The 19260-nt window shown below is 41.9% G+C and carries 19 protein-coding genes; 13 read left to right on the top strand and 6 right to left on the bottom strand.

What is annotated here, in order from left to right; genetic code table 11:
- Positions 1-18 precede the first annotated feature (18 nt).
- Both Q8W40_RS08930 and Q8W40_RS08935 read left to right on the top strand, forming a co-directional pair.
- On the top strand, positions 19-1509 hold the full coding sequence (locus Q8W40_RS08930; RefSeq protein WP_305396830.1) for a sugar ABC transporter ATP-binding protein: 1491 nt from the start codon (positions 19-21) through the stop codon (positions 1507-1509).
- Positions 1510-1566: 57 nt separating this feature from the next.
- Positions 1567-2712: a Gfo/Idh/MocA family protein gene (locus tag Q8W40_RS08935; protein ID WP_305396831.1), complete on the top strand. Its 1146-nt coding sequence runs from the start codon at positions 1567-1569 to the stop codon at positions 2710-2712.
- 168 nt (positions 2713-2880) lie between these two features.
- Here Q8W40_RS08935 and groL read toward each other — a convergent pair whose 3' ends face one another.
- On the bottom strand, positions 2881-4491 hold the full coding sequence (gene groL, locus Q8W40_RS08940; RefSeq protein ID WP_305396832.1) for a chaperonin GroEL: 1611 nt from the start codon (positions 4489-4491) through the stop codon (positions 2881-2883).
- Between the two features lie 443 nt (positions 4492-4934).
- On the opposite strand from groL, the gene Q8W40_RS08945 reads away from it, so the two are divergent.
- The 8 genes from Q8W40_RS08945 to Q8W40_RS08980 all read left to right on the top strand — a co-directional run bounded on the left by Q8W40_RS08945 (position 4935) and on the right by Q8W40_RS08980 (position 13041).
- Positions 4935-5738 (top strand): SDR family NAD(P)-dependent oxidoreductase, encoded by an 804-nt coding sequence (locus Q8W40_RS08945; RefSeq protein WP_126609199.1) that lies wholly within the window; start codon positions 4935-4937, stop codon positions 5736-5738.
- Between the two features lie 91 nt (positions 5739-5829).
- Complete coding sequence (locus Q8W40_RS08950; RefSeq protein WP_305396833.1) at positions 5830-6765, top strand: sugar ABC transporter substrate-binding protein; 936 nt, start codon at positions 5830-5832, stop codon at positions 6763-6765.
- Between the two features lie 264 nt (positions 6766-7029).
- Positions 7030-8070 carry an ABC transporter permease gene (locus Q8W40_RS08955; protein ID WP_305396834.1) on the top strand — a complete coding sequence of 347 codons (1041 nt, stop codon included), beginning with the start codon at positions 7030-7032 and terminating at the stop codon, positions 8068-8070.
- Between the two features lie 16 nt (positions 8071-8086).
- Positions 8087-9037 carry an ABC transporter permease gene (locus Q8W40_RS08960; RefSeq protein WP_305396835.1) on the top strand — a complete coding sequence of 317 codons (951 nt, stop codon included), beginning with the start codon at positions 8087-8089 and terminating at the stop codon, positions 9035-9037.
- Positions 9034-10584: a sugar ABC transporter ATP-binding protein gene (locus Q8W40_RS08965; RefSeq protein WP_305396836.1), complete on the top strand. Its 1551-nt coding sequence runs from the start codon at positions 9034-9036 to the stop codon at positions 10582-10584. Before Q8W40_RS08960 ends, Q8W40_RS08965 begins: the two co-directional genes overlap by 4 nt.
- A gap of 120 nt (positions 10585-10704) precedes the next feature.
- Entirely contained in the window at positions 10705-11595 is an 891-nt protein-coding gene (locus Q8W40_RS08970) for an NAD(P)-dependent oxidoreductase (RefSeq protein ID WP_305396837.1), read from the top strand.
- Positions 11595-12302, top strand: a complete 708-nt coding sequence (locus Q8W40_RS08975; protein WP_305396838.1) for a ThuA domain-containing protein — start codon at positions 11595-11597, stop codon at positions 12300-12302. Before Q8W40_RS08970 ends, Q8W40_RS08975 begins: the two co-directional genes overlap by 1 nt.
- Complete coding sequence (locus Q8W40_RS08980) at positions 12271-13041, top strand: sulfite exporter TauE/SafE family protein (protein ID WP_305396839.1); 771 nt, start codon at positions 12271-12273, stop codon at positions 13039-13041. The genes Q8W40_RS08975 and Q8W40_RS08980 overlap by 32 nt, the downstream gene beginning before the upstream one ends.
- A gap of 1 nt (position 13042) precedes the next feature.
- Here Q8W40_RS08980 and Q8W40_RS08985 read toward each other — a convergent pair whose 3' ends face one another.
- The 5 genes from Q8W40_RS08985 to msrP form a co-directional block, all read right to left on the bottom strand.
- A complete protein-coding gene (locus tag Q8W40_RS08985) occupies positions 13043-13819 on the bottom strand; it encodes an EAL domain-containing protein (RefSeq protein WP_126609192.1) in 777 nt (258 codons plus the stop codon).
- 457 nt (positions 13820-14276) lie between these two features.
- Entirely contained in the window at positions 14277-15068 is a 792-nt protein-coding gene (locus Q8W40_RS08990; RefSeq protein WP_305396840.1) for a lipase family protein, read from the bottom strand.
- A gap of 107 nt (positions 15069-15175) precedes the next feature.
- The gene (locus Q8W40_RS08995) at positions 15176-15814 is read right to left on the bottom strand and encodes a hypothetical protein (protein WP_126609284.1); all 639 of its coding nucleotides are present in this window, start codon (positions 15812-15814) and stop codon (positions 15176-15178) included.
- Positions 15815-15852: 38 nt separating this feature from the next.
- Positions 15853-16452, bottom strand: coding sequence for a protein-methionine-sulfoxide reductase heme-binding subunit MsrQ (gene msrQ / locus Q8W40_RS09000; protein ID WP_305396841.1), 600 nt, complete (start codon positions 16450-16452; stop codon positions 15853-15855).
- Entirely contained in the window at positions 16452-17468 is a 1017-nt protein-coding gene (gene msrP, locus Q8W40_RS09005) for a protein-methionine-sulfoxide reductase catalytic subunit MsrP (protein WP_305396842.1), read from the bottom strand. The genes msrQ and msrP overlap by 1 nt, the downstream gene beginning before the upstream one ends.
- Positions 17469-17599: 131 nt before the next feature.
- Between msrP and Q8W40_RS09010 the strand changes: the two genes are divergently transcribed.
- The 3 genes from Q8W40_RS09010 to Q8W40_RS09020 all read left to right on the top strand — a co-directional run bounded on the left by Q8W40_RS09010 (position 17600) and on the right by Q8W40_RS09020 (position 19174).
- Positions 17600-17836 (top strand): DUF2164 domain-containing protein, encoded by a 237-nt coding sequence (locus tag Q8W40_RS09010; protein WP_305396843.1) that lies wholly within the window; start codon positions 17600-17602, stop codon positions 17834-17836.
- Between the two features lie 232 nt (positions 17837-18068).
- Positions 18069-18608: a cytochrome b gene (locus tag Q8W40_RS09015; RefSeq protein ID WP_101115018.1), complete on the top strand. Its 540-nt coding sequence runs from the start codon at positions 18069-18071 to the stop codon at positions 18606-18608.
- A complete protein-coding gene (locus Q8W40_RS09020; RefSeq protein WP_305396844.1) occupies positions 18605-19174 on the top strand; it encodes a YceI family protein in 570 nt (189 codons plus the stop codon). Before Q8W40_RS09015 ends, Q8W40_RS09020 begins: the two co-directional genes overlap by 4 nt.
- The last annotated feature ends 86 nt before the right edge of the window (positions 19175-19260 follow it).

Consider the following 19260-nt stretch of genomic DNA (forward strand, 5'->3'; position numbering starts at 1 on the left):
CATAATAGGTAGGAATTTATGGATAAGAACCCACCCACGTTATCTCTTAGAAGCATTACAAAACGATTCCCTGGCGTTATTGCGTTAAATGAGGTGAGTTTTGATCTCAAGGCCGGAGATGTACATGCATTGGTTGGTGAGAATGGAGCTGGAAAATCAACCTTAATGAAAATTCTCGCAGGTGTTTATCAGCCTGATGAGGGGCAAATTTTTTTATCGGACCTTTCTGTGGTGTTTCCAACCCCAAAATCTGCAATCGAGAATGGGATATTGCTCATTCACCAAGAGCTTTCACTTTCGCCTGAGCTGTCGGTTGCGGAGAACATCTATTTAGGAGCATGGCCAACCAATGCCTTTGGAGTGGTGAAAAAGGATGTGCTGAACCAAGAGGCCCAGCTCGCCCTAAATCAACTTGGCTGTGATTTCAAACCGACTGATTTAGTGAAAGATCTCTCCATCGCTCGACAGCAAATGGTTGAGATCGCGAGAGTGTACGCGTACAACGCAAAAATCATCGTGTTCGATGAGCCTACTGCATCATTAACGGATTTAGAAAAAGATAAACTGTTCTTAACCATTCGACGGTTAAAGGAACAGGGGGCCGCTATTGTATACATCAGTCATAAAATGGATGAAATCTTCGAAATTACAGACAAGATTACGGTTCTTAAAGATGGTGTTTTGCAAGCGACTTTACCAACTGAATCGACGGATGCCGGCGACATCACAACAAAAATGATTGGGCGGACTATAGATAAATATTTTATAAGAGCGAATTCGACACATGGCACCCCAGTTTTAAAGGTCGATGGGTTGTCGAAAGCTGGGGAATTTTCAAATATTACTTTTTCAGTAAACTCAGGAGAGGTACTTGGCCTGTATGGTCTTGTCGGTGCAGGACGATCTGAAATTGCCGAAACATTGTTTGGCTTGAAAGTGCCCGATAGCGGGAACGTTTTTTTTAACGAAATGAAAGTACAGTTTAGCTCTGCACGTGAAGCCATTGATGCCGGAATGGCATTGGTTCCGGAAAGTAGAAAAGAACAAGGGTTGATATTAGGAATGGGGGGGAAGAGCAATATTTCTTTACCAAACCTTAAGTCAGTGTCTTCTTTTGGCGTTTTAAATCATTCAAAAGAATCCTCGCTTTTTGTTAAATATAAAAATTTACTGGATATAAAAACGACGGGTCCAAACCAGCGAGTTGAGGATCTGTCTGGTGGAAATCAGCAAAAATTTGTGCTCGCTAAATGGCTGTCAACTCATCCTAAATTGATCATTTTAGACGAACCCACGAGAGGCATTGATGTTGGTTCTAAGTCTGCGATTCACGAGTTGATCGCTTCTCTAGCTGAAAATGGGTTGGCGGTTATCGTCATTTCCTCAGAAATGCCAGAAGTTATTGGCGTAAGCCACAGAATTTTAGTGCTTTCAGAAGGAAGTATTACAAAGGAATTGGTGGGTAGTGCAATGACTGAGAAAAACTTAATTAATGCGGTGTCTTTTTAACTTTGCTGAGCAATTTAAGTTAGCAGAGCGAAAGCGATCGAGACAAAGTGAGGATGCATGGAAAGTATAAGTAAAAAGGTCGAACCTGTACGAATTGGCTTGATCGGGGCTGGTTTTATGGGGCGATGCCATGCCCATGCTTTTCGTTCGGTATCAGGGTTATTCGATATAGAAAGCCCGATTGAACTCTATTCATTAGCGGATGTTGATCAAATAAGCGCAAATAAAAACGCAAAAGCACTTGGATTTGAGCGCGCAACTAGCGATTGGCGAGAACTTATTTCCGACGAATTAATTGATATTATTGCTATAACGACTCCAAATATATTCCATGAAGAAATGGCGCTCGCAGCGATTGCCGCAGGAAAAACGGTGTATTGTGAGAAACCGTTAGCCACGAATCTTGAAGCGGCGAAAAGAATGGTGAAAGCGGCTTCCGATAAAAAAGTGGTGACCGTGGTTGGGTTTAATTTCCTACGAAATCCGTTGATTGTCTATGCGAAAAAACTCATTGAATCCGGCGAATTAGGCGACCTAGTTAGCTTTAGGGGGCGCCATGCTGAATACTACATGCCAAAAGATGTACCCCATTCGTTTCGCACTGAGATAAATGGTGGGGGAGCTCTTGCAGATATAGGAAGCCACATTGTCGCTATGGCAAGGTATTTGGTGGGTGACATTAGTACGGTCTGTACCCAGAGCAAAACAATTCATAAATTGAGATCGTGTAAGAAGCCGGGAAATGACGAATCAGTGCAGAACAAGGAGTCTTTTGTAGACGATGTGTCACATTCTCTCATTGAGTTTTCTAGCGGATTACAAGGCAGTATCGATGTGAGCTGGATAATGTCTGGTAGGAATATGGATCTAGAGTTCGAAGTCACTGGAACAGAAGGTGCGATAATCTTTAACCAAGAGAGAATGAACGAGTTGTTGCTTTGTAAGAATACTGAGGCAAAGCCGGAAAATGGCTTTCGCAAAATCGAAATGGGGCCGGCTCACCCACCTTATGGCAATTTTTGCCCAGCTCCGGGGCACCAAATAGGGTTTAACGACTTAAAAATCATTGAGGTGGCAGAATTGATAAACTGCCACAATACCAACCAACCACATGACTGTGACTTTTTTGAGGCTTACCAAATCATGAAAGTCATCAATGCGATGCAGCAATCGGTAAAACTTAAAAGCTGGGTGAGCGTTTAATTCGCGTATTGATTGCGTATTTTTTGTGGGCATAGGTTTGTGCAATCCTTGCCATTTATAGTTGTCGTATAGTCGGAATTAGTTCACTTAAGGCCAGTAGGCAATAAGCACCAAGTAACCCTTGTCGTAACATGCTGTCGCAATGTTAGGTTACTTGGTTTCATTCAATTAATGTTCATGGTGATGTGAAGGTACATAATCCGGATCGGTATCACCAATTAGGGCTTCCGTGGTTAACATCAATGCAGCAATGGAACTCGCGGTTTGTAAGGACATACGAGTCACTTTAGTTGGGTCAATGACGCCCATTTCAACCATATCGCCAAATTCGTTACTTGCAGCGTTCAATCCGAAATTCGTTTCTTTATTGCTTACTTTTTCGAGATGCACACCGGCATCTAGACCTGCATTAGTAATAATCTGTTGAAAAGGAACCTTCATTGCGTCTAGCGCAATGTTCATTCCTGCTTGTTCATCGGGCGAACGAGGTGTTGGAAGCTTTAAATTTTCTACGACTCTAAGCAACGCTATACCACCGCCTGGCACTACACCTTCTTCTATTGCCGCCCTTGTAGCATGAAGCGCATCTTCTACTCTGGCTTTCTTCTCTTTTACTTCTGTTTCCGTTGCAGCACCGACTTCAATCACCGCAATACCACCAGAAAGTCGGGCGCGTCTTTCCGACATTTTTTGCTGATCATAATCCGACTCAGAGTCGACGATCTCCGCATTAATTTTTCCTATGCGTTCATTTATAGCGCTTTCTGTACCATTCCCCTTAATGATGGTGAATTGGTCTTTAGTCAGTTCTAGGCGTTCACACGATCCAAAATGGGACTCTGTAATTGCTTCCGGTGTTAATCCCGTTTCCGCAGATAGGACCGTTGCCCCCGTTAGTGCAGCGATATCTTGAAGGATAGCAGAACGCCTTGGCCCAAAACCGGGCGAACGAGTGGCAACCGCTGAGAGTGTTTTTTGCATATGATTGACGACAAGTGTTGAAAGTGCTTCGCCTTCTATCTCTTCGGCAATGATAAACAATGGTCGATTCTTTTTGGCGCATATCTCCATAGCGGGGACTACTTGGTCATAGTCGAGTAACTTGCCATCAACTAACATGATTAACGGCGTTTTATGAAGAACTTGCATTTTCCCTTGAACGTTAACGAAATGGGGAGAAACGTAGCCTCGTCCAAATTGCATTCCTTTAACAACAGACAATTCAGTATTAAAACCACGACCTTCTTCTATGGTTACAACGCCATGCTGACCAACAGAACGTATTGCATCGGCAACAATTTTGCCAATGGTAGAATCATTATTAGCAGAAATGGTGGCAACATTCTGAATGTCGCTTTCGTTGTTGCAAGGTATGGATAAGGCTTTTAACGCATCAACAGCAGCGGACGTGGCTTTTTCAATTCCATATTTTATATCAATGATATTGAAGTTAGCGGCCTGGGCCTTGAAACCTCGATTCAAAATAGCCTGCGCTAAAACCGTCGATGTTGTGGTTCCATCACCTGCCTCATCGTTGGCTTTTGAGGCAACAGCGCGCATTAGGGATGCGCCCATTTCTTCCATTTGACCCTTAATGGCCACTTTTTCAGCGACTGATACGCCATCTTTAGTGATGATCGGCGGCTGATCGAAGTTTCTCATAACGACATTTCTTCCGCGAGGCCCCAAAGTTACCTTGACTGCATCCGCTAATAAGTTAGCGCCAGTAAGTAATCGTTGGCGAGCTTTCTCTCCAAACTCTAAATGATCCTGATCCATAATCTCCCTCATGATTTTTGTTGCTCTGCTTAGAAATATCTTGTCCCCATTTGCAAACGTTTGCAAATAATAAATCACATACTGATAACATAACTTGAGCATAATGAACGATGCAATGTGATCAATTAGCCATTTTGAGTATTTTTTAATCATTAATATTCACAAGGTAAAGGATAGGTATCTATCTGAAAATAAGTTATTATTTTGATCAATTAGACAAAAGAAGAAATGATATTCTTATATTTGAGCCAAAAAAGGGGATGTAAAAAATATGTAAATAGCTATTCTGTTTGTAACTTTCTAAGCAAAAAAATTTTCAAAAGTAATGCAAACGTTTGCAATGTTGGTTAAAAAATAAATTTGAAGGTTTGTGTGAAGTAAGAAGCCAGAGCTTTTGGTATGACTAAGATTAAAGTTGAGTTGACACAGAAAGGAGATGAATTGTGGATATAAACAGACTCAAAGGAAAGCATGTTTTGATCACAGGTGCTGCCAGAGGCATGGGCGCTGCTATTGCTGAAAATTACGCAGCACAAGGTGCCAAAGTCTGTGTTGCTGACCTAAACATTGAAGGTTGTAAAGAAGTAGTGTCAAGAATTGAGGCTGCTGGTGGTGAGGCGATTGCGGTAAAGATGGATGTCACAAAAAGAGAAGACATCGCTGCCGGTGTAGAAGCAACGGTTGCGGCATTTGGCTCAATTAACGTGATGCTCAACAATGCGGGTATCAATAAGCCACTTATGTTTATGGATATTACTGAAGAAAACTGGCATCAGATTATGACCGTTAACGGGCTTGGCTGTCTGATGGGAATGCAAGAAGCTGCTCGCCAGATGATTAAGCAAGGGCCACAGAAAGAACCCTACAAAATTATAAATGTCGGCTCAATTGTGTCTCGTATGGCTTTTGATGATGTTGTTCCATATTCGTGCAGTAAACACGCAGTTCTTGCCATGATTAATGGTGGCGCTAAAGCACTCGTTCAGCACAACATTACCGTAAATGGCTATGGTCCGGGTGTAGTGAGAACCGAATTATGGGAGCAACTAGACAAGGATCTGGTGGCGATAGGTAAATTCGAAAAACCCGGTGAATCAATGGATAAGCTTGCTGAAGACATGATCTTACTGGGCAGATATTCATACCCAGAAGATGTGCTGGGTACTGCTGCATTTTTAGCAAGTCCGGATTCAGATTACATGACCGGACAGCTGATCATGATTGATGGCGGTATGGTGATGCAATAAAACGAAGAGATAAAGAAAGTGCCTGAGGACCGAATTTTTGGGATGTATGTGGTAGAGGGCACTAAATAACGTAAACAAGGAGTAGTTAACAATGAAAACGGTAAAAATAACGCTGTTAGCCTCAATGGCTGCTTCAACAGCATTTGGTGTTACTGCAAAAGATCTTGTTATTGGTATTACCCAAAATAATGTTGGGGTTGACTCTTACCAAACCACTTATGAAAAAGCGTTTAAAGAAGCCGCCGCGAATACGAGTAATGTGAAGACGGTAGTGCTGGATGCAGGTGGTGATGTCGCTCGTCAAATCGCTCAGATGCAGGATCTCATACAGCAAAAAGTCGACGTGATCATCATATGGCCGACCAATGGTAAAGCCGTTGTTCCTGTCATCCGAAAAGCAAAAAAAGCCGGTATTCCCGTTGTTGTGACTAACTCAAATGTCGCTGAAGAAGGTCAGCAATTTATTGCTTCATTTTCTGGTCCAAACAATATTGTTCAAGGTGCTTATTCTGCGGAAATGATGTGTGATGCGTTAGATGGTAAAGGCAAAATCGTGCAGATTTCAGGGCAACCCGGTTATACCACTGCAATCGAGAGACAATCAGGTTTTGAGGATCGATTGGCTGAGGCGTGCCCTGGAGTTGTGATTATGGAAACTCAACCTGGTGATTGGAATAGAGAAAAATCTCAGCGTGTTATGGAAAACTTCTTAACCAAGTACGACAACATCGACGGCGTGTACTCTGGCGACGATAACATGGGAGTCGGTGCGCTAAATGCTGCTAAAGCCGCAAACCGCAAAGGGATTGCATTTATTGGTGCCACCAACTTTGCTGTTGGTTATGAGGCCATGGGACGCGGCGAATATTGGGGGTCGGTATATCAATCTCCTGTCGATGACGCAAAAAACGCACTAGCGACGGCTATTTCGGTAGCGAATGGTGAAGAGGTGCCTAAGCAGAACTACTTTGATACGCCAAAAATCACCCAAGACAACATGTCTCAATTTACCAAACCAGTTTTCTAATTGTGAAAATAGAAGCTATATAACAAATAGAAGCTATAAAAGGTAGATGGTAATGGATGTGGCTTATTGATAGTGAAACGTGATGCGTTTCGATAAGCCACAGATTTTCCACGGTCTCATTTTGAAAACTTATGTAGGCAAATCAAGACGGTGTTAAGCGAATCTTGAGGACTACACTTTAAGAACTTAATGGTTAATGTGTTTGTATTTTAGTTCTTAAAGCATCTATTCGGACCGTATCAATTTCATTTCTAAGGTAGCGGTATGACAATGGACTCTCCACCAGCACAAACCTATAAGAAAAGTGACGAAAGTAAAAAGCAACCATCCATTGATGAGCGCTTATCTCAACATTCGTTGAGTAAGCTGATGGCTAAGCACGGAATCAGTGTGGCTTTCCTTCTGTCCATCGTAGTTTTCTCTGTATTTTCTGAACGTTTCTTAAGTACCGATAATTTTATGACGGTGATTCGCCAAGCGTCCATCATAGGAACGATTGCTCTGGGCGTCACGATTGTTGTCATTGGCGGGAACCTCGACCTTTCAGTGGGATCACTTCTTTCTTTTTCTACGGTTCTCGTTGTCGATTTACATGACAAGGTTGGTCCTTCTCAAGCCATTCTATTCATGTTTGTTTTTACGCTCCTTATCGGTGCAATTAATGGTTTTCTCATTGGATATCTTAGGCTTAATTCTCTTATCGTCACACTTGGCATGCTTTCGGCAATTCAAGGCATTATTTTGGTGTATACCGGCGGTCAAAATGTCGATATTGCTAACCAAGAAGACACGTGGTTTGCATTTTTTGGCAGAGGGTTCATAGGACCAATTGCGGTTCCAATTATCATCTTTGCGGTTTTAGCTATTGTGTATGAGCTTCTGTTAAAGAAAACATCTTACGGAAGAAAAGTTTTTTCGTTGGGTGGAAATCCTCTCGCTACAACTTATTCGGGAATTCGTCGAAGCAAATTAGTTTTTACTACTTACATTCTTTCAGCGCTTTCTACTGGCGTTGCTGCGCTCATCTTAGGGTCAAGAGTGATGGGCTCACAAAACAACGTTGGTCAAGGGTATGAGTTACTTGTTCTAGCGGGCATCATTTTAGGTGGTACAAGCTTGCTTGGTGGTTCTGGAAGTATAGTGAAAACGGTCATTGGGGTATTGATGCTGGGCTTTATCCAAAATGGTTTACTGCTTATGGGTTACCCATATTACGCTCAGTGGCTCGTGACTTGGGCTGTGATCATTTTAGCGGTTTGGCTCGACGTGGGCTCTAAGCGCGGAAGCTTGTTTACCAAATACTGAGTAAAAAGAGGGAAGCATGAATCAGCTAAAAACATTCTTAACCGCGCAGCCGATTTGGATTTTTGTACTTGTTTCAATTTTCGTATTCAGCTTTGCGTCCGAGCACTTCTTTGATGTGACTAACTTTCAAAACATTCTGATCCAAACGTCGACGATCGGTTTCATTGCGTTAGGCATGACTTACGTAATGATCAACGGAAATATCGACCTTTCTGTTGGTGCCGTAGTAGCACTTTCGGCGAGTTTAGCCGTCGATTTACAAGGAAGCATTGGAATTCCACTTGCTGTAATTGCTGCTCTAGGTGCCGGCGCCTTGTTAGGCTTTTTAAATGGTGTTTTGGTGTGGAAAACCGGTGTTGACGCATTCATTGTGACTTTAGGGGCAATGATTGGTGTACGCGGGCTTGTGTTTGTATACACGCAAGAGCAGTCTTTTTATGCACTCGACTTTGCGTATTCAGATTTTGGCAGTAGCGATGTTTTCGGATTCCCCACGTTGGCTCTGCTGTTTTTAGTCGCCACTCTACTTATGCATATCGTACTTAAATATACGGTTCATGGACGCAATGTATACGCCGTTGGAGGGAATATAAAGTCTTCGATTGATTCGGGGATTCGAGTCGGTCCTCACATGGTAATTAACTTTGTGTTAGTCGGCTTCTTTGCTGCATTTGCAGGTGTGACGTTATCGACTCAAATGGGGGCAGCAACCCCAAACCTCGGGCGAGATTTTGAATTGTGGACAATCACCGCTGTTGTTTTAGGAGGCACACGGTTAACAGGTGGTGCAGGGAGTATTATTGGGACACTAGGCGGTGTACTCGCTATTGGCATATTACGTAATGGATTGAACTTACTCCAAGTACCTGCATTTTATGTGTTAGTCATTATGGGCTCAATTTTGATTTTAGTTTTGTTTATTGACAAGAAGGTGAATCAATCTGGCAGTAAAGGGGTAACGGCATGAGTACGTTAATAGAAGAAGACGCAACAACATCAGCCGTAATAACATCCGAAAAAACGAAACCTAATACACCAACGTTAGAGCTAAAGGGTGTACGTAAAGAGTTTCCGGGTGTCGTGGCATTGAATGATGTGAGCTTTGATATTCGCTCGGGTGAAGTACATGCGTTACTTGGGGAAAATGGTGCGGGTAAATCGACATTGATGAAAGTCCTTTCTGGAATTTATCAGGCAGAACACGGAGAAATATTGATTGATGGAAACCCTGTTCTCCTTAAAACCCCAATGGATGCGCGAAATCAGGGCATTTTAATGATTCACCAGGAGCTTTCGCTTGTCGAAGATCTTACTGTGGCGGAAAACATTTTCTTAGGCATGTTACCGCGCTTCGGGCTTGGTTTTGTCGACAGTAAAACGCTGAATCGAAGAAGTTCAGAAATATTGTCTCGACTAAATTGTGACTTTAAAGCCAGCGACAAAGTAGCGGATCTTACCATTGCAAAGAAGTACATGGTTGAGATTGCTAGAGCGTTGGTGTTCACCCCCAAAATAGTCATTTTTGATGAACCTACAGCGTCGTTAACGGACTACGAAAAAGTCGTGCTGTTCGACATGATCAGCGAACTTAAAAAATCAGGAGTAGGGATCGCGTACATATCGCATCGGATGGATGAGATTTTTACACTGTCCGATAGGCTCACCGTACTTCGGGACGGTGAATACCGTGGAACGCTAGAAACGACCAAAACAAACGAGCAAGACGTAACCGCGTTGATGATTGGTCGGGAGCTAGATAAAAGTGGTTGTATTGACCCTCAATTAGGTGGAGAGACCGTTCTTGAAGTGAATGAGTTAACCCTGAAACCTTACTACGAAAACATCAGTTTCGAGTTAAAAAAGGGAACGGTTGTGGGTATGTACGGTTTGGTGGGAGCGGGACGAACTGAAATCGCAGAAACATTGTTTGGATTAAGAAATCCAGAAAGTGGCTACATTACATTCAATGGCGAGCGAACCATTATTTCTGATAGTAAAGTAGCCGTTGATACGGGGATCGCTCTGGTTCCTGAAAATAGGAAAGAACAAGGGCTTGTTCTTGAAATGAGTTGTCGCGATAACATGACCATCGCTCAAGTAGATAGGCTTTCTGTGCTTGGATGGTTACTTCAGGGAAAGGAAGGGAAAATATACGATGATTACGCACAGCAGTTATCAATAAAATCACCTGATGGTTCTTATCCCGTAGGCAACCTGAGTGGCGGTAATCAACAAAAAGTAGTTATAGGGAAATGGCTTTCTATGCAGCCGAAGGTACTCATTTTAGATGAACCTACACGCGGTATTGATGTAGGTTCAAAATCAGAAATTCATAGCCTTATTAGAGAGTTAGCACGCTCAGGCTTGGCAGTGCTTGTGATCTCATCTGAAATGCCTGAAGTACTTGGCGTTAGTGACCAAATACTCGCAATGTATGAAGGAAAATTGGTCAAAACATTTACTTCAGAGGAAGTCTCGGAAAACGCACTAGTCACTGCGATTACTGGTCAATAACTCTACTCATATCTTTGGAGCGCTCGCTAGCGCTCTAAGCTAATTATGTCTTAAAAATAGCTAGTCACACTTCGAAAGCGGTGTGCATGGTTTATTGTGCCAAATTAAAGGAATACTTACATGAGGGTTGGATTTATTGGGTTAGGAAAAATGGGGCGGCTTATGGCTTCAAATCTTGCTACCAATGGTATTTCGTTGATGGTTTATAACCGAACTGTTCAAACTTGTTTGGATTTACGAGCGCGTTTTGGTTCTATCCAAATAGCGAAGAGTCCGGCGGAAATCGGTCACCACTGTGACATGGTTTTCTCCATACTTTCGGATGATAAAGCAGTAGAAAGTGTGTACTTAACAAATAAAGACAGCGTCCTTTCTGGCTCAATGCGTTCTCGTTATTGGATTGAAATGAGTACCATCGGCGAATCCACCTCAAAACGATTACACCTTTCAGCGTCTGAAAATGGAGTGCAATACATTGATGCGCCAGTGTCAGGCAGTTTAGATGCCGCTGAGAATGGTGATTTGGTTTTCATGTTAGGTGCGAACGAGTTAAGAAACAGTACGCTACAAGCTTGTTTTGATTTGATGGGGAAGCAAACTTTGCTTATGGGAGGTCCTACACTTGGGCACATTGCCAAATTGCTGATCAACAGTGTTATTCACAGCCAAAACCAAATCATTGCGGAAATACTTTCACTCGCTGAACCGTTAAACGTCAAGCATGAAGCGTTGCTTGAACTTCTTAATCTTAGCGCAGCTGGCTCACCTATGATGCGCTTCCGTACACCTCTTTATTTAGGAACGGACGATGCTGTGACATTTGCTCTCGATCTTGCAAAGAAAGACATGAGGCTGGCCATCGAATTAGCCAATGAAGCCGATTTGGACGTTCCTCAAATGTCGATCAACCATCAACAATTATGTTTGGCAAGCCAAGCTGGCTATGGTGAGCAAGACATGGCAGGAATGGCAAGTTATCGCAAACAACGAAACAAAAAGGAGACAAAATAATGAAGAAAGCAGCATTGTTTGTAGGTGGATGGGAGGGGCATACTCCCGAAGCATTTTGTTCTTGGGCAGCGAACCTTTTGAAAGAAGAAGGGTTTGAAGTGATTGTGTATGATTCGTTCTCTCCGTTACTGGATCGTGAATTGACCTCGGATATCGACTTAATCATTCCTATCTGGTCGAGCGCTAGAAGCAGCCACCAAGAAGAATTCGGAAATATTTCAAGAGAGGAAGAGCAAGGTTTATTAGCTGCGATTGCAGGAGGGTGCGGAATCGCTGGATGGCACGGTCACATGGGAGACGCATTTAGAGATCATCCAACCTATCACTTCCTCATTGGTGGGCAGTTTGTTGCTCATCCACCCGGTTGGCCCGACAATCCAATTCCTTCTGATGATTTCATCCACTATCCAATCCGCTTTCACGACTCAAGAGATGGAATTACGCACAATCTCTCAGACTTTACGATGTATGGCGAGCAATATTACATGTTGGTAGACCCAAGTAATGATGTATTGGCTTCTACTGAATTTAGTGGGGAGCACCTTCATTGGATAGAGGGTACTAAAATGCCCATTGCTTGGCGCAGGTTTTGGGACCAAGGCAAAGTATTTTATTGCTCTGTAGGTCACACAATAAGAGAGCTAGAATACCCGCAAATCGACGAGTTGATGAGGCGTGGTTTTCGCTGGGCAGCAAGAGATAGATGATAGTCGACCCTTTTTTTATTTAGTCGCCGTCCCTGCAATTTTGATTTATGGAATAGGGAAAGGTGGGTTTGGTGGTGCCATTGGAAGCATTTCAGTTCCTATGATGTCACTAACGATTTCCCCCATTCAAGCTGCCGCCATTTTACTGCCCATTCTGATCGTTATGGATATCTTTGCTGTAAAACATCATTACCGAACCGCAAATTACTCCGTGATCCGCTCTATGCTGGCTTGGGCAATAATAGGTATTGTAGTTGCTGGCCTGCTTTTGGATCTATTATCTATACATTTGATCAAAGCGTTGATAGGAGGGATATCCGTTCTATTTTGCTGTTTATATTGGTTTGGCATCAGTGGCCATGCGTTTTTTAAGCATCCAAAATGGCGGATAATCTGGAGTTGTTTATGCGGGTTCTCTAGTACCGCTATCCATTCGGGTGGTGGACCTGCAACCATTTACTTACTGCCGTTAAAGCTAGATAAGGTTGTTCTTGTAAGTACTATGGCGGTCTTGTTCGCGATTCTGAACGGAATAAAACTTGTGCCTTATGGGATGTTAGGAAGTTTCTCAAAGGAAAATCTAATGACGGCATTTGTTTTAGCGCCGTTAGCCCCGATTGGTGTCTATTTGGGCGTTTGGTTGCTCCACAGAGTATCAGAAAAGTTTATATATCAAGTATGCTATGTCTGCCTATTGGTATTCGGCACAAAACTGCTTCTTGAGGGGATTTTGCTTTAACTCAGTTAACGGAATGCAAAGGTTCTGGATGAGCCAAATGATAGCCTTGGAACATGTCGATGTTCAACGAGACCATGTTTTCGAATTGTTCCTTCGATTCGATACCTTCAATAACAGTTTTTGCACCGACTTCTGTGGCAACTCGAAGTGCAGAAAGGAGTGGGGATGCGATGCCACCCATAAAGTCATTCATTAGACTCTTATCGATCTTTACTATTGAAGGGTTGATGAGCTTCACTCTATCTTTTGTAGACGCTTGCTGACCGTAGTCGTCTACCGCAATACCAAACCCATTTTGAGTCAGTAGTGAAGTCACTCGAGATAACATCTGATTGTCTTTAACTTGCAGTTCGACAAATTCAATAACAATTTGCCTGGTCCGGATTTTAAGTTCGTCGAGTCTGTTAACTAATACAGAGCGGCTCAAATCGTGGAAAAGATTATGCTCTGGGTCCGGCAGGGCATTTAAGAAGAGTTGTTTATTTCGGTGTTTGGATTGAGCAAAATTGAGTATGTGTATTGCCCTGCTTAGTGCTTCTACATCTATACGAGTTTCTATACAAAATGTGTTGGTATGAAAAAATAAGTCCGGTCGAATGGTTTCACCTTCCTGATCAGAAATTCTAACAAGAGCTTCCACCCCCATAACTTCTTTGCCAGCATTGAAAATTGGCTGAAATACACTTCTCAATACGAAGTTATCGTATTCTGCGTAATGCTCACCAGATTTGTCTTGCTTAAGGCACAGCGTAAAATTTTCTGAATTAGATAAGATCATACTTTCATACAAGCTCAAGGCAATACTAAGATCGATATATTAAAATAACGAAATACTTAAAAACATCACTCTATTTTGGGCAGAATATCAACATTGTCAAGACTATTTATTTGGTATGCTAACCCTAATTGATTTGTAATGATTTATTTGAAAATTATTTTGTTAAGTTTTTGATATGTATTATTAATATAATGTCTTCTTATGGCTGCTATAAATATAAATAATAGGTGCATAGAAGAAGTTATTTTTACAAAATATAGAACTCGTCACAATATTTATAAATGAGCCGGTTGTTCAAATATCAAACGAAGCTCACATATAATTAGAACCTGCTCTCATTTAAATTGTAACAAACACTAACTTCATTAATTAAATAAACACATTTTGTATTTAGATCAAAAAAATCGTTGATAGGGATCTTAAGATCTATATTTGATCAAAATACTATTTGAATTATTTATCGTTCATCGAAAAAGTCTTTATTTCTAATATATTTCCTCATCAAATGGTATGAGAAAGGGCGGATCAACCAGCTTAGAATTGAACGTATAAGTCGGATCCCAGTAGGAGTGTTTTCGTAAATTTTCCCATTGTATAGCCACAAAAGTTTTCCGACGTGCCAATACACGAAAGGGAGGGGTGGCATAAATGTTACAATATCGAGGTCGCAGCATACCCTGTATGTTCTTCTTGCCAGTTTGTAATGCGCTTTAAACTGATAGTTTCCAGCTGCTGGTTGACCAAAAGTGACTACGCGTTTAATGCAATTCGGATAACGGGACTCTAAATAGTCAGCCAGTACGTTACCAATCGCTCCACCCGAAGAGTGACCAGTGATACTTATTCTCTTTCCTTGCTCGTCGACTAAAGGTTTCACAATATCTTCTACGCGCTCCATTACTGAGCGACCTAGCGTATCTTTTTTATGCGCTGGCGTACTTTCTTGACTAAGTAGGAAGTGAAACCCAGCGTGAATAGAGTAGTGAAGCCCCCAGCATTTACAGGACTTTTGCCACATTGCGCTGTTTAGAAGCCAATCCCAAATGTTGTGTGACCCTTTTATAACGATGATCACTTCATCGCTATTACGACTCCAAAGAATGCGCATCAGCACCTTTCCAAATCGGTTGTTAATGACACGTTGTCCGTTGGGATCGAATCCGTATCGGGTTTGCTTAAAAGTACGTGGGTAGGCAAGTTCGCAAAGAACGGCGTAGCGTTCATATTGGTAACGTTTTAGTTTTTTCACAGCCAACTTAAGAGTTTTATTTCAGCTTGACTGCGAAGTGTTAAAACTTGATGACAAAAAGTGGGTGTTGTTTAGGTAGTTTGGGCAAAGTTATTTATAAATTGAGCCTAACGATGCCATTCAAGTATGGAGTAGAGGTGTATGTATTTAAGAATCGCGTCTTTGGTGTTGGGTTTTCTTAGAGGATGCGCAAAGCTAAGGTAACAAGGGCGAATAGAAAACCGCTGTTCCAGTTCTTTATAGATCGAACTCTCAGATTTCCATAACAAGACGCCTTGCTCTTTGTACTCTCCTTCGTTCTTCGGAAGTTCAGTATTCCACCAACTTAATATCTCACGGCTCCATTTTCCCCGAGTAAACCAGTGATCGGCAATAACAACTAATAGATCATTCGGTTGTATGGCGTACCCATATTCAGCTTGCCATTGATTTATGTCTCTTAGCATATTTTCCCGGCAGCTTTTACTTGCACTCATTAAGTGGTGGCTATGCACCCAAACAGTCCCGATGTCTGAGGATACGCGGAAATGGAAAGGCTGGTCAGGAACCGGAAGGCTTTCTATGGATTCGAAGTAGTTTGGGTGATCATATTCTGTAAACTTGCTAGCCATTCTGCGAGCAAACGCTAAACCGAGATGATGCTCACTCATGCCACGATTATGCACAGTTGGGTAATGGCTTTCGCATAATTTCAGGCAGTCTTCCTGAAAATCAATCAATCCTTGAATGACTAAATCTTTTAACAAACAGAGCTCTCCTAGTGCAAGGAGAACTCAAAGACTCCTTACTTTACTAACCAACGTTTTACTTTATCTTTTCTAAATAATAGTAGTAAAAATGAAGATGTTAGATATAAAACGGGTTCTATACCTACAGATTTAACAGACCAAAGATAATGGATTGGTATAAGCAAGACTGCGATATAGACCCAATTATGCAAAGCTTGCCACCTTTTTTTTAACTTTCTTTGCGCTTGTTTCGTTGATGTAACTGTAAGAAGCAAAAGGATAATCCAGCTAAGTGCCCCAATTATGAGGTATGGGCGAGTTATGATTTCATCGAGTATCAAAAGCCATTGGTAGCCGAGATCCAACGAAACATAAGCTAAAAGATGCAAAGCGGCCCACATAAAGACAAATAAACCAAGTAAACGCCTTGTTCTGATTAGCTGCCCGATTTTTAACCATCGAACAAGAGGGGTAATAAGCATGGTGGCAATTAAGGTATTCAGTGCAGCCTTACCTGTAAAATGAATGATTTCATCTACTGGTTCTGCACCAAGGTGTCCATTGGTTGCAGCCATGAACAACCAAAGGAGTGAAAACCACTGAACAACATGAATGAGTGCTTTGGTCACAATGATGTGTGTGTTGCTCAGTGTCATTAATAATTCCTGTTCAAGTCGAGACCAGTATAGAGTTTGGCTACTTCATCCTCATAACCATTGAACATCAACGTATCCTGCCTTGAAGAACTAAAAATAGTGCCTTCGCCAATGAACCTTTCTGACGCTTGGCTCCAACGAGGGTGGTCCACTTGTGGATTTACATTGGCATAAAAGCCATATTCATGGGCTGCGAGTTGATTCCATGTTGTTGGGGGTTGATGCTCGGTTAATACGATTTTTACAATAGATTTAATACTCTTAAAACCGTACTTCCAAGGCACCATTAGACGCAGCGGCGCGCCGTTTTGAGGCGCAAGGGTTTTGCCATAAAGTCCAACAGACATAATAGCCAATGGGTGCATCGCTTCTTGAATTGTTAAGCCTTCAACGTAAGGGTAGTTAATTCCCCCTCCGACGCGTCTGGACTTTTGACCAGGCATTCTTTCAGGGTCGTAAAGTGTTTGGAAAGCGACGTATTTTGCATTCCCCTTTGGTTTCGCTTTTTCAATTAACTTGCTAATCGGAAAACCAAGCCATGGAACGTTCATCGACCAAGCTTCAACACAACGAAACCGGTAATACCGATCTTCGATTGCAAACTGATTTAAGATATCAGCAAAATCGATGGTGTAAGGTTCATGAACTTCACCACCGATTTCTATTTGCCAAGGATCGGTCTTGAATCCTCTGGCATTTTCTGCTGGCTGGTGTTTTGCAGTACCAAATTCATAAAAGTTGTTGTAAGTCAGAATTTTTTCTTCAGGGGTGAGCGTAAGCGTACGATTTTTGTATTTTGATGGTACAGACTTCAGAGGTTTGCGGGGATCGACAATGGCTTCCGCCTCTTTTGACTTAAATACATCAAAAATACCAGCATTAGCTGTCCCAGCTATTGGTGCTGTGGCAGCAAGAATCCCTAGTTTCTTTAGGACTTGGCGGCGATCGTCATAGACAGTTTCAGATGTAATGTCATTGTCTTTTAACTGCCATGATTTTGCGATCCGGATTAGCATAAGAAACTCCTGATTTTGGTACAATTCGTTGCGTATCTACCCAATACTGTTAGATATGAGGGTACTAATACTTTAGACCCTTTAAGGTAATAAAAACTTTCATTGCACAACCACCGAGAACTCATACGGCTATGTCAGAGATAAAGATTGAAAGAAAGAAGAAGAACGAACTCGTAGAAGAGCTTCAAGAGTATTTACTAAACGAGCTGGATACCGAGGCAGGGCAATTTGAAGCAGAGTTTTTACTCGATTTTTTCATTAGTAAAGCTGGACCAGCGATTTATAACCAAGCATTAACCGATGCAAGGACTGTTATTGAAAGGAAAGTTGCAGATATCGATGAAGAGTTGTATGGCATTGAAAAATAATAATTAAAAGCTGGATCGTTTCGTGTTTTTACACTGTAAATTTTTTGTCGACCATCTTCATTTCTAATAGTTCACCTCAAATTGTTCAAATTTTTCGAATGAGTCAATCAGTTTGTACTACTTTTTGATAAGTGCTTTTTGGTAAATACTTCGTTGCACCTAACCAAGGTTGGGTAACACAAATGCAAACATAACCCACACAGTTGGGTAAATAATGATAATGAGTAACATAATGAGCAACATTCCAAAAAACTATTCGCTTACTGCAAGAGTCGTACACTGGGTTTCTGCACTTTCAGTCTTTGGACTGTTTGGTGTTGGTTTATGGATGGTTGACCTAACTTACTATAGTGAGTGGTATAAAACGGCACCGTATTGGCACAAATCAATTGGTTTGATTTTGGCTTTGGTAACGCTGTTTCGCTTGGTTTGGAAACATTTGAGTGCTCACCCTTCTATTGAAGGCAAAGCATACGAGGTTTTGGCGGCGAAGTTAGCTCATATTGCGATGTACTTATTGTTGTTTACATTGTTTACATCAGGCTATTTGATCTCAACGGCAGATGGTCGTGGGATAGAAGTATTCGATTGGTTCGTTGTACCCTCGATGGGGGAATTATTTGCCAATCAACCTGACATTGCAGGAACGATCCATTATTACGCGGCTTTCGCTTTAATAGGATTGGTGGCAATTCACGCTGCGGCTGCACTTAAACATCACTTCATCGACAAAGATGACACGCTACGCAAAATGATAGGAGTTTCAAAATGAAAAAATCGATTTTCGTCACAGGGCTAGCTTTAGCAATGGCTTTGCCATTCGGTGCAAGCGCAGCGGATTACAATATTGATACTAAAGGCGCACACGCCTCCGTAAACTTCAAAGTTCCGCATCTTGGTTACAGCTTTATCCAAGGTCGCTTTAACACTTTCAGCGGTGATTTTTCATACGATGCAAACAACGTTTCTGCGTCTAAAGTTAACGTTGTGATCGACACTACAAGCTTAGATTCAAACCACGCGGAGCGCGATAAGCATTTACGTAGCTCTGATTTTATTAACACTGGTAAGTTTTCTCAAGCGTCTTTCAAAAGCACGAAAGTGACGGATAAAGGCAACGGCAAAATGGCGATTGAAGGTGAATTGACACTTCATGGTGTAACAAATCCAATCACTATCGATGCTGACTTCATTGGAGAAGGTAAAGACCCGTGGGGCGGTTACCGTGCAGGTTTTGTTGGTACAACTCGCCTAGAGCTTAAAGATTTCGACATCGCGGTAATGGGTGCGTCTAGCTACGTAGACCTAGAACTTCATGTTGAAGGCATTCGTAAGTAATTAAATCGCTTCGAATAAAATTTATGCCCCCATTAGATTAGTTGCTAATGGGGGCATTGTTTTAGGTGTATCTTTCTATATTTCTT

The sequence above is a fragment of the Vibrio penaeicida genome (genome assembly GCF_030689305.1).
GTDB classification, from domain to species: Bacteria; Pseudomonadota; Gammaproteobacteria; order Enterobacterales; family Vibrionaceae; genus Vibrio; species Vibrio penaeicida_B.